The following is a 16,439-nucleotide window of genomic DNA, read 5'->3' as shown; positions in this document are numbered from 1 at the left end:
AGACGCACAATGAAAAAATTAAAAATAATATTTTTACTCTTATTACCTCTATTTGTATTTTCTTGTGATTTAGAATCTAAAGAAAATGATAGTCCTGTTAATACGATTACTTTTAAACAATCTAATTTTGATGATACTGATATTATTTATAATATTTTATCTGAAAAACAAGGTTTTATAGAAAAGTTACAACTTATTGTAAAAATTGATAGTAGATTAAAAAATTTTAGCAAAATAGCAGATATTAAGCATATAGATCTAACTATAGGTAATATGGAAAAATTAACTCATCTACAGTCTGATGCGGATGAAATAAAAACATTTACCAATATTCGAATGGATAAAGAGCATGAATTATTAATTATTGATATAAATTTACAAACTCCAATTTCAAAAGACATTGATATTATTACCATATTTTTTCTACTAGATAATAGAGAAAAACACGTTTTAGAAAATACTGATCCTTTCTATTATAAAAATAGCGTTAAATTACTGGGAGTAGAAAATACATTTCTAGATCAAACTAGTTTCAAAAACGCAAATGTACTTATAAAAAAAATAATAAAAAATAAAAATATAAAGGAAATTGAATTAACTATAAAAGTTACTGATCAATCTATTGATGATATTAAAGATATCAATGTTAACCTCATATCAAATGGTGAATTATATAATTTAGATTTTATTCATAGTATTTATATAAATAGTGTGGCTGAAAAAAATAAAAGTCATGGTTGTAAGTTACTTGGTTTTAACAGACCAGACAGATCATATATTGTCTACTTTATTGATATTTCTAAATTAAAAATACAGAGAATTGACTCGATTGCAATAAAACTTAATGATCACCATTATTATTCAAATAAGTTATAAGTCATAGCCAGTATTGCGTGTCATTAGGTCATTAAATCAAATTATTGAATGCGCGATACGCTGTGATAATGGGGCTGAATATTTTAGCCATCAATTAGAGAGCAGGTCTAAAAAACACAAAATAATATTATGCTTTATCCAAATGGATAATCCTTAGCAAAATGCTTGTATTTAACGTTTTACTCGTACTGTTTGTATTATTTTCTAAACCAATATATTTACAACAAGATTAGTAAATTACAAGGTAAAGCGACTCGTTGATTATGGATATATAATTATGAATGACTTAACATAAAATTGTGGGATCAAACCTATGCAAAAATTTAAATTAATACAATAGCAAAATTCTACGTCGAACTTCCATTAAAAATAGGGGAATTACCGGAATAACTTGGCGATTTGAAACATATATTACGGCTAAAAAAGGGGTAAGCTAATATACAAATAATTGTAGACGGAGAAAAATTAAATACTATACAACTGACAACTAAACAAGTGAGTTGGACTTTTCCTAATGATTTCAATTCTAAAGGGGGGGGGGGCAGATATGAATAAATACGGACCAATAAATGAAAAACTATGGAAAATGCAAAAAAATAATTTTTATATTAATGTTACTAACTATTTCATGTAACACCCGTTCAAATGATATAAAAACACAAAAAATACATTTTGAACAAGTGAATTCTGACTATATTCAGGTAAAAGATATCCTATATAAAGATAAACAAGGTAATTATTACTTACAATATAAATATCCTGGATATCCCAGAGGAACAATTGCTTATGGTTATCAAAATAGAGTTTACGATTTACACTTTCCTGAATTGAAAATAAAATTACTCAATGATGTTTTGCATGAAAGTAGTTTTCATCGTATAGATTCAACTGAATATTTTTCTGATAATAAAAATATTTATGCTATTGCTGATTTTGCTACAGATATTAATGTCTATATCTTACCTCTGCAATTTTCAAACTATAAAGTTGTAGGGCAATATATTAAAGATAGCCAGACCGTTTTTTGGAATGCAAGACAGTTATTAGACGTTGAAGCTAAATATTTTAATGTTATATCAGCAAATGCGAATCATCCAGAATTAGGTTATGATGAAAAATATCTTTATATAAGGAATGAACGATTATCCTATTCTGAATTTAATTCTTTAGATATAGAAAGTACTATTAAAAATAAGTTAAAACAACATTATTTTCCAGAAGAGAACTAATCTATTAGGAGCTAATCCAAATGATTTTTCATTATCATATAAAAATGGAACGAATGACTATTATTGTAAATGATATTAATAAAAGATTAGGATGCAATTTATATTAAAATTCTGTACTAAACGATGTACATGTATTGATTTTTATTAATTGATAGTACTGATTTTTGTAATGTACAATTTGAAGTGTTTGATCAAGGCACTCTGTGGAAAACTGAAACAAAGAAAATTATTAATGCAATAGACAATTACTTTTTAGAAAGTACTATTAGTTTATTTAAAAGGGCTGCTAATAATATTACAAGGCTAGCTGAAATTAAAAACATTATGAAATCAATATATTATATTTTAATCAGTTGTTTGCTCCTTTTTTCATGTGAAAAAAAAACTGTGCCAGTTATTACAAATACTTTAGAAAGTCATCAATATATTTTGATAAAAGATGATCTTTTATTTAAAGATAATATTAATAATATTTATTTAAGAGTGAATGAAGTCTTTCCTGGTACAGATTCTTTATATTCAGCGTATTATGATTACCTTACTAAAGATGGTCATTATTTTGCTCTTAAAGATATCATTGATATCGACTCATTTCACCAGATTGATAATACACAATATTTTAAAGATAAACGTGCTGTTTATGCATACCAACAATTCCCTCCCAGATTTGATCCAATTACCATTATTGAAATTAATCCTGAAAAGTTTGAGTTGTTACCTGATAATTACATTAAAGATGATAAAAACGTCTATTGGTTAACCAAAAAACTTGATGCTGATGCTAAACAGTTTCATGTTATAAAGGTTGGTAATATGATGCTAGGCGTTGATAATAATCATCTTTTTTGGTCTCAAGGCGATATTATGGAATATAAAGATTTTGAGCCACTAAAAAATATATTAAACGCGACTAAGTTTGAAAAATTAAAACAACAATATTTTCCAGAAGAAAACTAATCTATTCCTAAATGTGATGAAAACTTCTCACCCTATTCTTGCCCATCTTATTAGTATCTTGTCATCTAAGCGAAGAAGTAGTATTGATAAAAGATGATCTCTTTCAAGATAAAACCGGAAATCTAGATATACTTTCACACAATAATGATCTTAAATCCCGCTATTTATCAACTATTACCCATAATGAGACCAACATCCATTAAAAGATAATATCGATACAGAGAGTTATGAACATTTAGGTGCGTACTTTTATGCTCAAGATAACCATCACTTTTATTATAATAATGGCAGTAGTTTAAAAACGGTCACAAAGATACCTTGCTTAAAAGAAAGTGCCTATTATAAAAAAATTAAAGATAATTTATATCGTAATATGAATAATAATTTATTTATTCGTTCAGTAGATTCCACCACAGTATCATGCCCCAAATGTGTCTATATAGAAGTGAGTAATATCGATGCCAACTCATATGAAAAACTTGAAAATAGCAATTATTTTAAAGAAGACAGCAGGTTAATTATCTTCAAGATACATTAGCAGGGGGATACATAAAAAATGTAGCAAAAACTAATCCAAATGATTTTTCATTATCATATAAAAAGGGAATTTGATTTGGTAAAATAGAAAGGATGACTATTATCAAGGAGAGATATTTAATATCAACCAATTATGAAAAATAAAAAAATAATCATCTATCTACTATCCATTTTTTTGGTAACAGCCTGCGATAATGCGGTTACAAAAACTCGTTCTACATTTCTTGTTAAGAATGGTAACGAATGGAATATTCAAATTCCTAATTCATTGTGTGCAAAAAAAACAACAGATACACTCTATTATTCAACAATTTATAATCCAAAAACGAAAATGTATCAACCAGTAAGCAAAACAATTGATATAGAAACGTTTGATTTGCTGTTTAATGACATAGAGGATAGAAAAAAGATTAATAATAATTACTATCTAAGATATAACGAAGGTATGCAAAGTGAGTATTATTTCAAAGATAAACACTATATCTATATTTATACCTGCTATTCTCAAGTCGATAGTGAACTTTTTATAGCTGGCTCATCTTCAGATTATGCAGTATTAGGAGGAGTTTACTTACGTATTGAAAATGCAATCTACTCCGGTGGAAGAAAAATAGAAGGCGCCGATGTTAATACGTTTAGAACGAGAAAAGAGACGCTACGTAAGTCCGAATGGCAAGGAACAATCGGTTTAGATAAAAATTATATTTATATTAATGATAAGCCTATAAAAAGTCGTGAAGAGTTTAATAAAATATTTGACGATAGATTCCTTTTTACAGATCCAGCATTGAGAGAACAATATTTTGGTGATGGAAAATAACATTTCTTACATTAATAAAAATTTCCGCAGACAGAAAAAAACGTAAAATGCTCTATTTATCAATGAATTAAAGATATATTGAGATTTGTTTATACGCGATATTGGAGCGGGAAACGAGGTTCGAACTCGCGACCTCAACCTTGGCAAGGTTGCGCTCTACCAACTGAGCTATTCCCGCATAAGAGAAGTGTTGTAAATGGTGCCCGGGGCGAGACTTGAACTCGCACGGCCAAAAAGGCCGAGGGATTTTAAATCCCTTGTGTCTACCGATTTCACCACCCGGGCTCAAAACTTAGTTACCTAAAGGTAATTGCGTTTCGGATGCTGTGCATTTTACCTGTCTTATCATTTCAGTCAATAGAAATTTTAGATAAATTGTTTGATTGATTAATGTTTAACTTTATTCTGAATGCAAATTGCACCATTGCGTTAATAATCATCAAAATAAGCCGTTTTATAATGGTAAATTGCTTTAATCATTTATTCCTTGAAACGACCAGTTTGAAACCTATTAATTATCGAAAAAGTCATTGTGCGCAATCCATAAATATTGCACCATTGATATTAACGTTAAAACTGTAGCAATAAGTAGAGCGACAAGTCCAGCATATATTACAATATCACAAGGACGCCAAAGGAGCCACGTTAGGGCTGTCATTTGGGCGATAGTTTTATACTTCCCTATAGATGAAACTGCGACATTACTCCGTTTTCCAACCTCAGCCATCCATTCACGCAAAGCAGAGATAATGATTTCACGTGAAATGATAATTATAGCAGCAATAGAAATCCACCATGCTTGATAATATTGAGTGATCAGAATTAGGGCTATTGTGACAATAATTTTATCTGCAACTGGATCTAGAAACGCCCCAAACTTGGTCGTTTGTCCTAAACGTCTAGCTAAATAACCATCAAACACATCGGTTATTGCTGCAATTAGAAAAATTAATGCCGAAAAAAAACCAGACCATTCAGTTGGAAATAAGTAAAAAGCTAGCACAAAAAAAGGAATTAAAATAACTCGAAATAACGTTAATAAAGTAGGAAGATTGATTTTCATGTGACATAAGCTCTTTTTTTGTTTAATTAATCAATAGATTAACAAAAATTAAAAAAACGGGGTTTCTTAATGCTTATGTTGCCTGAAATATCATAATTTTTCAATGTGTTATTGTTGTAAATTTAAATAAATTTTTTCAGCTAACGATTTAGAGATTCCTTGCACTTGGGCTATTTCATCAATACTGGCATTTTTTAATTCTCTTAAACCACCAAAGTGTTTAAGTAATGCTTGCCGTCTTTTTGAACCGATTCCTTCAATATGTTCTAAAGCACTATCTGTAAGCTGTTTTACACCTTTTTTACGTTGCCCCACAATGGCATGATCGTGTGATGCATTACGAATTTGTTGAATAAGCAATAAAGCAGGCGAATGGTCATCAAGATAATGTCCGGTTCCATGCGCTTCAAAAAACAATGTTTCAAGTCCTTCTTTGCGCTCAGCGCCTTTTGCCACCCCCACAAGAATAGGGTGATGTTTATCCCAATTAACATTGAGTCCTTCAAATACTTGTAAGGCTTGGTTTAACTGTCCTTTACCACCATCAATAAAAATAACATCAGGTATTTTTTCATCGGGCAGATCTTTTTTATTGTAACGTCTTGTTAATACTTGTTCCATTGCTGCATAGTCATCACCCGGTGTAATACCCGTAATATTGTAGCGGCGAAATTCCGATTTTACCGGACCTTTATCATCAAAGACAACGCAAGAGGCTATTGTGTTTTTCCCCATGAAATGACTGATATCAAAACATTCCATACGATTGATTTTATCAATGCCCAAAAAGGTTTTAAGTGCATCGTAACGTTGTTTATTTGTCGAATTGGTTAATAATTTATTCTTCACTTCAGTTTGCGCATTGACGGTTGCAATATTGAGTAACTTTAAATTATCGCCTTTGGGCTCATCAACCAATTTGACTTGATGCTCAGCAATAAGTGACAGTGTCTCTTCCATGGGTTGTTTATCCGACAACGAAAAATTGAGTAGGATCTTTTTCGGAATATTACGATTTTGGTTGCCTTGCAGATAAAATTGCCCTAAAAAGGTTTCTATTACTTCTTCCAATTCAGTATTTGATGGTACTTTAGGAAAATAAGAGCGATGCCCAAAGGTTTGTCCATTTCGGATAAATAATACATAGATACACGCTATACCAAATTCGTAGTGGAAACCAATAACATCTAAATTATCATTATTGTTGTAAATGGCTTGTTTTTCGTTGATATGTTTGATGGCTTGTAACTGATCGCGTAATGCTGCCGCTTTTTCAAAATTGAGTTCATTACTTGCTTTTAGCATATCTTCAGTAATTTTTTGTAAGATCTGATCGGATTGTCCAGATAAAAATAATCTCACATAATTGACTTGTTCGTTATAATCTTCATCACTCACTAATCCAGGCACACAAGGCCCTAAACAGCGTTTAATCTGATATTGCAGGCAGGGGCGAGTTCTGTTCCGATAGGTGGTGTTCAAGCACTGTCTAATCGGAAACGTTTTTTGTAATAGCGATAAAATCTGTTTAACCGCATAACCACTAGGGTAAGGCCCAAAAAACTCATCTTTTTTGCGATTAATCGCCCCACGATAAAGTGACAATTGTGGATGTCTTTCTTTACTTAATTTTATAAAAGGATAGCTTTTATCGTCTTTTAAAAGAACATTATAACGTGGTTGATGTTTTTTAATGTAAGTCTGTTCTAATAGTAGGGCTTCGGTTTCGGTATTTGTAATCGTAAATTCAATACGATGGATATGGCTAACTAACATATCCGTTTTCAGTGTTTTTTTACTACTATTAAAATAGCTTTTTAGTCGGTTATTCAGATCTTTAGCTTTACCCACATAAATAATCGTCTCTTTATCATTAAACATCTGATAAATGCCCGGTTTATGTGGGACTGTTTTTAAAAAAGATGTTGAATCAAATTGGCTCATATTAGTTTTCAAATGTGAGGGCTTTTTTCTCTATTATCCTCATAATGGTGCTTAATAACCCATTTATCAAGAGGTAAACGAATCCTGCAACAATAAATATAGAAAAATCGTAATAATCACCATTAAGCTGATTACTATACCCCATAATATCCATTACCGGAATCATCGAGGCTAGGGCGGTGCCTTTGACAACAAAAACGACTTCATTGGAATAGGTGGATAAGGCACGTTTTAATGCATAAGGCATGACAATTTTTAAAGTTTGTCGTTTATTCATACCAAGAGCCTCACAAGCTTGCCATTGTCCTTGTGGAACTGATTTTAATGCACCATAAAAAATTTGCGTGGTATACGCAGCACTATTTAGCGTTAAAGCTAAATAAGCACAAAACCAAGGCGAAGATATGAGATCATATAATCTCGGAAATTGGCTTAAAAAGTCAGCAAACTGTGAAGGTCCATAATAAATTAAAAATAACTGAACTAATAGGGGAGAACCCGTGAAGATAATAATATAGGCACGTATTACTTTCGTTAATACAAAATGATTAAGTGACAATAAGCATGAAAAAACGATAGCCAAAAGCCCCGCAGTTAAAATACCTAAAATTCCCAGACTTAACGTGTCAGGAAGACCTTGTAGGATGATTTTAAGATAATAAACAAAATTATCAGACATAATGTAACCTTACAAACTTTTGGCAGAAGAGGGTTGTTCAAAATAAGTCGCACGTTTTTCAATTCGTTCAATCACTTTTTGACTTAAGATTGAAATAATCAAATAGATTACCATTGCGATCGCATACCATAGAAATGGTTGATTGGTTCGTGCAATAATCGTTTTGGTTTGCATCATTAGATCATTAATTGCAATGGCTGAGACTAGAGCGGTATCTTTTAATAATATCAACCATTGATTACTTAATCCTGGTATAGCATGGCGCCACATTTGTGGCATGATAATACGAAAGAACGTTCTAAATTTACTTAAACCAAGCACTTGAGCGGCCTGTTTTTGTCCGCTTGGTATTGCTTTAAATGCACCTCTGAGCGTTTGGGATGCATAAACTGCATAAAGTAGCGATAATGCAATGACACCACATAAAAACGGATCGGGCTGAGTATTGGCAATATGTATTTGGATATGAATTGAGGTAAATATCAAAGACATATCAAATCCATCATCTAGTGCCATTAAAAGAAATGGTAAACCATTATAGATTGCAACGACAATTAATAATTCAGGTAGTGCTCGAATCGTAAGGCTAATTAAAGACATTAGCCATGCAACAGGTTTAAATGGAACGGATTCTAGAATTGTGAAAATAAAGGCAAAAACTATACCAACAATCACTGATACAAAAGCTAATGACAATGTGATGGATGTTGCTTTTGTTAAAGGCACGATAAAGCCGTCCATTGAGGACATTACCCAGTTTATTATATATGTTGCTAAAAAATCTGACATAAAAAAACCGCATTTAAATTAAAAAATAAATTCGCCGCATTTTAAGCGGCGAGTTCACAACAGTATCAAATTTGATAGTGTATTTGCTATTTGTTAAACCATTTTTTATAAATGGCATCAAGTTCGCCATTTGATTTCAATTTATCAAGAGCTTGATTAAACTGTTCTCTTAACTGATCATTACCTTTACGTAAGGCAATGCCTAAACCTTCTCCAAAAAAATCATGATCGGTAATTTTATCACCTAAAGCAACAATATCTGTTTCCTTACTTAACCAATCACCCGCAACAAAAGAGCTGGCTACAATCGCATCGATTCGTTTAGCTTTTAAATCTAAAAATGCGTACTGATAGCTATCATAACTAACAGGTTTAACGTCAGGATATTTTTCATTCAAATATTTTAAATAGGTTGTTCCTTTTTGGATACCAATTCGCTTACCTTTTAGTTGTTCAAGATCTGTTAAAGTGTCTTTCAATGTAATAAATTGAATTGAGCTATCATCATAATAAATGTTCGTAAAATCAACTTGCTTTTGACGTTCAGGCGTGATGTCTATCCCAGCAATTGCCGCATCGATTCGACGCGTTTTTAAACTAGGAATTAATCCATCAAAAGATTGATTAACAATTTTACAAGAAGCGTTAATCTCTTCACAAATTTTGTTGATCACATCAATATCAAATCCGACAATTTCGTTTTTGTCATTGGTGAATTCGAATGGTGCATAAGTGGCTTCTGTACCGATAGTTAAATTTTCAGATGCTTGAGATGTCATTGCAACGCTGGCAAGTAAAATAGCAAATAATGTTTTTTTCATATTTCCACCCAATTTTATAATCATTAATGTGATAAATAAGCTTTAAATTCTTCGGTTTTAGGATGAGCAAAACATTCTAGTTGTCCTTGCTCAATAATTTCACCGTGTTCCATATAAATCACTTGTGAAGCGACTTTACGAGCAAAATCAACTTCGTGAGTTACAATGATCTGCGTTATTCCTGTTTGTGAAAGTTCGTTAATAATTTCAGCCACTTGCGATGTAATAGCCGGATCTAATGCAGCTGTAGGTTCATCAAACAACAAAATTTGTGGTTCCATCATCAGCGCTCTGGCTATAGCTACTCGTTGCTGTTGACCGCCTGAAAGGTGCAGGGGATAGCGATGAGCCATTTCATCGATTTGCAAACGTTGCAATATCAACATTGCTTTATCGGTCGCTTCTTTTTTAGATAAATTCAGTACTTGGCAAGGTGCTTCAATTAAGTTTTCGAGCACCGTTAAATGGGGCCATAAATTGTAGTTTTGGAAAACCATACCCACATTTTTACGTAAATGTCTGATGGTGGCATCACTGATTTTTTTCGAAAAATCAAAATGTGAATTAGCTATTGTCATTTCACCTGATGTTGGAATTTCAAGTAAATTAAATACTTTTAATAAAGAGCTTTTTCCGGCACCACTTTGACCTAATAATACAATGGTCTCACCTAGAGGGTAGCTAAGTGAAACATCTTTCAATGCATGATGAGTACCATAAAAACAGTTAATATGGCTTAATTCAATATTCATTATAAATTTTGGCTAAATTAAAAAAATTGACTAAATATTACTTTTTTTTGCATAAAAATGCAATCTAAAATATTAGACAAAGATGACTTAAAGGCATTTTTTAGCAAACTTCATGAATTTTATGATTTTTATTTATTGATATCACTAATTATTATTTGAAATAATCGGAATGACAGGGCCTAAATATTTAGGTTCTTTTTTTAAAATATATAAATCAATAAAAGCACCGACTCGAGCTAATGTCTCACGAATTCTAACTAATTTCATGCTATTTGGTGCAGGAACAGCAAAACATTGTGCTTGAATATTTTGTGCTAAAGCGATAAAAATAGCTCTTTCGCAATGAAACTCTTGAGTGATAATAGTGAAGTCATTTGCGTCAAACACTCTATTTGCTCTAACGACAGAATCTAATGTTCGAAATCCAGCAAAATCTAATACAATTGCTTCACGAGGTATACCAGCTTTTATAAGGTCTTTTTGCATGGTAATTGGTTCATTATAGCTCTGTAAAGCATTATCACCACTCAGTAATAAATAGTCTACCTTTCCTTGAGAATAAAGTGAAATTGCTCCATCTATGCGATTACGATAAAAATCATTAATACCGCCACCTCTGACATATTTTGACGTTCCAAGTACCACGCCAATAGCTCGGTAAGGCACTTTATTTTCATCATGGTAAATATAAGGTTTAGTTTTATAACTTATCCATAAATCTAGACAAATAATTACACTTATCATGACAGTGCAAATAGCAAGAAAATAGGTAATCAGTCTTTTAAAATTCATGTTAAAGCCAATCAAAAATAAATACCATTATTGGAAATATAAAAGGAGCGGTTAATGATGTCATAATACCACATAATACTAAAGATAAAGAACTATAAGCACCTTCATTGTAATCAACTTCAATGCATCGAGCAGTACCGACTGCATGTGAAACTGCACCTATTGATAATCCTCTAGCCGAAGCGGATTTTATTTTTGCTATATTTAATATTTGATGACCAAAAATCCCCCCTAATGTGCCTACTAATATAACACAAAGGGCAGCGATTGAAGGCACACCTCCTTCGTTATTGGCAATCGTCACTGCAATAGCCGTAGTGACTGATTTGGGTAAAACCGACGCAGCTATTTCGGTATTTCCACCTAACCAAAATACAATACTGACACCAGTTATCATTGAAGCGATTGATGCGCTAAAGGTGATAATGATAATTGACTTCCAACGAGCTTTAATTTGTGGAATGAGTTCGTAAAGCGGAAAGGCTAAAGCGACAACGGAATAAGGTAATAATTTATTTATGATATCGACATTATTAACATATTCTGAATAACTGGTCTGACTCATTATCATAATAGGAACAAGCACCATTACCGAAATGACCAAAGGATTAAATAACGGAGTTTTTATTTTAAAAGCAAGTTTTCGAATAATAAGAAATACACATACAGTTAACGGTAGCATCCAAATCATAGCGGTTGTTCCTCATTACTATCTGATAACAAGGCAGTTTTGGTTGTTTTTTTATGAAGTTTTTCTGTTAACCAAGCTGTTAAAAGCAATACCAACAATGAACTACCAATACTTCCAAAAATGATGGGTACCCAATTATTTAATAGCAATGTGTAATTATCCATTATCCCCATTGCAGCAGGAATAAATAGTAACGTCATATAGCGCATAAATAAATTACAACTGTTTTTTATCCAACAAGTGGGGATGATTTGAAAAGCCAATAAGAAAAACAAAATTAATAGACCGATAATACTACCAGGGATCATGATAGGTAATCTTTCAGAGATGAAATTACCTGCCCAAAGACTAAGCGTTAAAATTAATAATCCTCGACCATAACTAAACAAAGTATAGTATAAAGAATATAATCGATGTTTGATTGTGGCATGTTTAGCTAAAAAATGTTTCATAGTCTAAAATTTAATAACTTGTTTGATTGTTTGTATAAGACTTGTTTGTTTGACGTCTATAATACGCCCCTCAATTTTAATTATCCAACTAAATAATGACAGTAATGATAAAGCTGTTTTAATAAAGCCAATTTTTCAGGTTGTTGAATATAAGTTTCAGCAAGTAATTCTAAAGTTAAGATGTAATCTTGAATCTTATGGGCATTTAGTTTATCGCGGCAATAGTCTTTCCAGATCAGCTCTTCATGATGTTTTAGGATTTGTGGAAAATTTCGAGCTTTGTATCGAAAAAAAAGTGTACTTAAACGAGGATCTTCAAATTTTAGAGATAAACTATCTAATAACTGTACTGGCGTTGTTTGTACCGTTTCACAATGAAGCTTATCTTGATTGTTCAAAAATCCATTGTATATTTGTGCATCCACATCCGTACTGATAGGATAATCATGACTTAAACTAAATAAGTCTCGCATTTTATCTTGTAATAGAATTTGATTTTGTAATAGTTTTTGTTGTTTGTTTAAGCATTCTTCTATATTAATTGCAAATCGATTTGCATTTTCAGGCAGTAAAGTTTTAATCGGAGCAAGGATAGGGCATTTATTAATATGGACTAGTTTTAATGGAATGCGAGACTCATCAAGCTCAAGATCTTCTGTTTTAGTATATAGCTTTTCATGTATTATATTTACTGGCAAATCAATAATAGAATCAATATCGCCAGTGAGATCACAAACAATGACGGCATTATTTTGTTGTGGATGCCAAGCAATAGGGCATACCAATGACATATTTCCTCGATAACTCCCTAACATACCAGAGACATGTACCAGTGGGGTCATATTGATAATATCAATAAGTTCGGCAACCTTATTTTTATTACGTAATGAAAAAAAATAGTTAAATAATTTTGGTTGTTTTTCTTTAATTAATTTTGCTATGGCGATAGTGGCATACACATCTGACATTGCATCATGAGCATGTTCATGCTTAATATTATTTGCTTTGGTTAAATGTTCTAAACGAAAACTTGGAAAACCCGAATCGTTAGTTGGCCAATGAATGCCTTCAGGCCGAAGAGCATAACACGCTCTTACAACATCTAAAAGATCCCATCTTGAATTACCATTTTGCCAACTGTAAGCGTAAGGGTCATAAAAATTACGGTAAAGGATATTACGGGTAACTTCATCATCGAAACGAATATTATTATAACCTAAAATGCAAGTATTTGGCTCACTGAATGCTTGATGAATTAATTTGGTAAATTCAGCTTCATTCACTCCTTTCTGATTTGCTTCTTGGGGAGTGATGCCGGTAATGAGAACTGCTTCAGGATTAGGCAAATAGTCAGGTGCCAGCTTACAATATATAACTAAAGGTTCTTCAATAATATTTAGTTCAGCATCTGTACGGACACCGGCAAATTGAGCAGGTCTATCCAAAGCAGGATTAATACCAAATGTTTCATAATCGTGAAAGTAAAAAGTAGGTTGTTTGGTGTTATTTTTCATTTTATCGTTTTACTCGTGATTATCTTTGATGAGTGAATTTAAATAAACTATAACAACATTTTACTTAATTTAATTGAAATTAAATAACATTATTTATTTTAGAATTAAAACAAACTAATTTTTAAGACTTATATATTTCTTGTCATAATAATTATCTTGATGAAATTAATCATGATGTTAAGATTGATCTTAAAGCATGAATATAATGATTCTAAACAATTGATATTTTGTATTAACCAATCAGTGGAGTAATAATCATCCATTTATGAAGATTCTAGAAATAAAAATTGCATAATATAATAAAAAAAGGGGAATCAAATTCCCCTAAAATATTTAAAAACAAAAACTAATCTTTTGGCGCAGACTCTATAATATTCGCTAATTTTTCAAGCGTAAGTCTTAATAATTTAGGCATTGATTCCAGTTCTATTGAGTCCATCAGATTTTTTACATAAAGCCCTAACTCTGTATCTCCTTCAACGATTAATCGGCGTTGAAAGAATAGGGTATCAGGATCTTGTCGCCGAGTGGCTATCATTATCAAATCGTTTGCATTACCAATAAAACTTACATCAGCAATTTCTTCCCGACTTACAACCAATTTATTATCTATCAAGCTAACAAACCAAGTAAGTTGAAGATCAGTAACTTCAATTTTTAACCAACGATTTTCTAAAAAATCGAGATCGCCATCTTCTAAAGAATGTTTAAATTGTAGTTGTAATAATTGTTCAATTGCTTGTTTTTTCAAATTGAACGGAATACAACGTAAAGTTAGCCCCAATATATGAGGGGCTTTGTCAACAAACTGTGAATGAATATGGCCAAAAAACTGATGTTTGTTTGCTATCATTTATGAATCTCCAGATATCATTTTTTCATAAATATCGAGGTCAGTATTTAAATGCTCAAATGTTTCTTCACTCACTTCATTACGAACTTTCATTTGTAGTAAAGCTGTACGCTCAGCACCAATTGCCACAAGACGCATACGTCTTTCAAGATTTTCTGCTTCAAGCGCTTTTTGTTCTAAATCTTTAAGTCCTGTTCGACGTCTCAAAGATCCAATAACACGTGAACCGACTTCTTGTATTATTTCTTGATCTAATCCCGCATCAGAAGTTTCTTGAAGTAAATTATTTTGCATTTTTTCAAGGCTTACAATTGCTTCTTCAGCCATTTGACCTTTGACTGTTAAAATTTCATTATCTTGTTCAGAATTGTCTAAAATAACACTTCCGCGCAATAAAATAGGTAAGACTATGACTGCGGTAACCAATGATATTAAAATAATTCCAGCAGCAATAAACACCAACTGATAGCGACCGCCAATTGTTAATGGAATCGATAATACACCAGCTAAGGTAATCGCTCCACGCACACCAGCAAAAGTTGAAATCCAAAGATCACGAGTGGTATATGAACGGAACGCTAATGGGCGTTTAGTACCAAATGGCATTGTAGGCATATGCTTCATCGCCCATAACCAAGCAAATCGAGTTCCCATTAGTACGATGAATACAAATACGACAATTAAGCACAATTGCCACACTTCGATAGATGAGTCATTTTGGTTTTCAATAAAAGTATTATCTAAAATACTTGGTAATTGAATACCTAACAAAATAAAGACAAATCCATTGAAGACAAAGGTTAACATCGACCAAGTACTATCTGATTGTAAACGTGTGGTTAACGGTGCATTACGCATCATACCAGAATGGTTAACTGTCATACCCGCACTTACTGCTGCTAAAATACCAGAGCAATGACATTCTTCAGCAATAATATAAGCTGCAAATGGTAGTAAGAATAATAAAACAATTTGTATTGCAGGATCATTGTGAGTTAATTTATTGATTAAACGTAAAATACGAGCATATAACCAAGTAAATAATACCCCAATAGCTAACCCACCAATGGCAACAACAAAGAAGGAAATACTGATTTGCAGCAAGTTAAATTGAAGTAAACCAGTTGCAATAGCAATAGCAAATTTTAAAGATACAAGGCCAGAGGCATCATTCATTAAAGCTTCGCCTTCGATGATTTCCATTTTTTCTTTTTCTATACGTCCTTTACCAACAATTCCTCCTAGAGCAACAGCATCCGTTGGTGAAAGAACAGCAGCTAATGCAAGTGCAGCAGCTAATTGAACATCAGGTAACATCCAATAAAGAAGATAACCTAATGCAATAATAGAAATAACGACTAGAACTAAAGCAAGTCCGACGATCTCTCTAGCATTGTGAATAAAATCTTTTACTGATGTTTTACGTCCATCTGCAAAGAGCAATGGCGGTATAAACAGGACAAGAAATAATTCAGGATCAAATTTTACATGCACACCAAAAGCCGCAAGCATGCAACCAAGTAAAATTTGCATAAGTGGTAGCGGTATTTGGAAAGGTAGTAATTTTATAACGACCCCAGAAAGTGATACAATTAGTACTATAAGTAATATTATTGGAAAAAGTTCCATGGTTTTCTATTAGTTTCCTATAATCATCTCATTAGTTATCT

General features: G+C 32.0%; 16 protein-coding genes and 2 tRNA genes. 4 read left to right on the top strand and 14 right to left on the bottom strand.

Features of this window, described 5'->3' with window-relative positions; all coding sequences use genetic code 11:
• Positions 1–9 precede the first annotated feature (9 nt).
• The 4 genes from ACKJXD_RS02950 to ACKJXD_RS02935 all read left to right on the top strand — a co-directional run bounded on the left by ACKJXD_RS02950 (position 10) and on the right by ACKJXD_RS02935 (position 4,419).
• The gene (locus ACKJXD_RS02950; protein ID WP_430875472.1) at positions 10–876 is read left to right on the top strand and encodes a hypothetical protein; all 867 of its coding nucleotides are present in this window, start codon (positions 10–12) and stop codon (positions 874–876) included.
• Positions 877–1,445: 569 nt separating this feature from the next.
• Positions 1,446–2,105, top strand: a complete 660-nt coding sequence (locus tag ACKJXD_RS02945; protein ID WP_430875471.1) for a hypothetical protein — start codon at positions 1,446–1,448, stop codon at positions 2,103–2,105.
• A gap of 387 nt (positions 2,106–2,492) precedes the next feature.
• Positions 2,493–3,062 carry a DKNYY domain-containing protein gene (locus tag ACKJXD_RS02940; RefSeq protein ID WP_430875470.1) on the top strand — a complete coding sequence of 190 codons (570 nt, stop codon included), beginning with the start codon at positions 2,493–2,495 and terminating at the stop codon, positions 3,060–3,062.
• Positions 3,063–3,732: 670 nt separating this feature from the next.
• A complete protein-coding gene (locus ACKJXD_RS02935) occupies positions 3,733–4,419 on the top strand; it encodes a DKNYY domain-containing protein (RefSeq protein WP_430875469.1) in 687 nt (228 codons plus the stop codon).
• Between the two features lie 102 nt (positions 4,420–4,521).
• Here the strand turns inward: ACKJXD_RS02935 and ACKJXD_RS02930 are convergent.
• The 14 genes from ACKJXD_RS02930 to ACKJXD_RS02865 all read right to left on the bottom strand — a co-directional run bounded on the left by ACKJXD_RS02930 (position 4,522) and on the right by ACKJXD_RS02865 (position 16,398).
• A tRNA-Gly gene (locus tag ACKJXD_RS02930) sits at positions 4,522–4,597 on the bottom strand.
• Positions 4,598–4,616: 19 nt separating this feature from the next.
• Positions 4,617–4,704: transfer RNA gene (locus tag ACKJXD_RS02925), tRNA-Leu, on the bottom strand.
• A gap of 226 nt (positions 4,705–4,930) precedes the next feature.
• The gene (gene pgsA, locus ACKJXD_RS02920; RefSeq protein WP_220217166.1) at positions 4,931–5,482 is read right to left on the bottom strand and encodes a CDP-diacylglycerol--glycerol-3-phosphate 3-phosphatidyltransferase; all 552 of its coding nucleotides are present in this window, start codon (positions 5,480–5,482) and stop codon (positions 4,931–4,933) included.
• A gap of 108 nt (positions 5,483–5,590) precedes the next feature.
• The gene (gene uvrC / locus ACKJXD_RS02915) at positions 5,591–7,426 is read right to left on the bottom strand and encodes an excinuclease ABC subunit UvrC (protein WP_294828056.1); all 1,836 of its coding nucleotides are present in this window, start codon (positions 7,424–7,426) and stop codon (positions 5,591–5,593) included.
• Between the two features lies 1 nt (position 7,427).
• The gene (artM, locus tag ACKJXD_RS02910; RefSeq protein ID WP_430875468.1) at positions 7,428–8,105 is read right to left on the bottom strand and encodes an arginine ABC transporter permease ArtM; all 678 of its coding nucleotides are present in this window, start codon (positions 8,103–8,105) and stop codon (positions 7,428–7,430) included.
• 9 nt (positions 8,106–8,114) lie between these two features.
• On the bottom strand, positions 8,115–8,846 hold the full coding sequence (artQ, locus tag ACKJXD_RS02905; RefSeq protein WP_430875547.1) for an arginine ABC transporter permease ArtQ: 732 nt from the start codon (positions 8,844–8,846) through the stop codon (positions 8,115–8,117).
• A 134-nt stretch (positions 8,847–8,980) separates the two neighbouring features.
• Positions 8,981–9,715, bottom strand: coding sequence for a transporter substrate-binding domain-containing protein (locus tag ACKJXD_RS02900; RefSeq protein ID WP_220217170.1), 735 nt, complete (start codon positions 9,713–9,715; stop codon positions 8,981–8,983).
• A 23-nt stretch (positions 9,716–9,738) separates the two neighbouring features.
• Positions 9,739–10,467 (bottom strand): arginine ABC transporter ATP-binding protein ArtP, encoded by a 729-nt coding sequence (artP, locus tag ACKJXD_RS02895; protein ID WP_220217171.1) that lies wholly within the window; start codon positions 10,465–10,467, stop codon positions 9,739–9,741.
• A 144-nt stretch (positions 10,468–10,611) separates the two neighbouring features.
• On the bottom strand, positions 10,612–11,259 hold the full coding sequence (locus ACKJXD_RS02890; protein ID WP_294828043.1) for an ElyC/SanA/YdcF family protein: 648 nt from the start codon (positions 11,257–11,259) through the stop codon (positions 10,612–10,614).
• Position 11,260: 1 nt separating this feature from the next.
• On the bottom strand, positions 11,261–11,950 hold the full coding sequence (locus tag ACKJXD_RS02885) for a CidB/LrgB family autolysis modulator (protein ID WP_220217173.1): 690 nt from the start codon (positions 11,948–11,950) through the stop codon (positions 11,261–11,263).
• The gene (locus tag ACKJXD_RS02880) at positions 11,947–12,402 is read right to left on the bottom strand and encodes a CidA/LrgA family protein (protein ID WP_430875467.1); all 456 of its coding nucleotides are present in this window, start codon (positions 12,400–12,402) and stop codon (positions 11,947–11,949) included. The genes ACKJXD_RS02885 and ACKJXD_RS02880 overlap by 4 nt, the downstream gene beginning before the upstream one ends.
• Before the next feature lie 80 nt (positions 12,403–12,482).
• The gene (gene sbcB, locus ACKJXD_RS02875) at positions 12,483–13,916 is read right to left on the bottom strand and encodes an exodeoxyribonuclease I (RefSeq protein WP_430875466.1); all 1,434 of its coding nucleotides are present in this window, start codon (positions 13,914–13,916) and stop codon (positions 12,483–12,485) included.
• 346 nt (positions 13,917–14,262) lie between these two features.
• Complete coding sequence (gene ubiT, locus ACKJXD_RS02870; RefSeq protein WP_220217176.1) at positions 14,263–14,769, bottom strand: ubiquinone anaerobic biosynthesis accessory factor UbiT; 507 nt, start codon at positions 14,767–14,769, stop codon at positions 14,263–14,265.
• Positions 14,770–16,398, bottom strand: coding sequence for a Na+/H+ antiporter (locus tag ACKJXD_RS02865; protein WP_220217177.1), 1,629 nt, complete (start codon positions 16,396–16,398; stop codon positions 14,770–14,772).
• Between the last annotated feature and the right edge of the window lie 41 nt (positions 16,399–16,439).

It is taken from the genome of Gilliamella sp. G0441 (assembly GCF_050589305.1).
Lineage (GTDB): Bacteria > Pseudomonadota > Gammaproteobacteria > Enterobacterales > Orbaceae > Gilliamella.
This window is presented reverse-complemented; position numbering and strand designations above follow the sequence as displayed.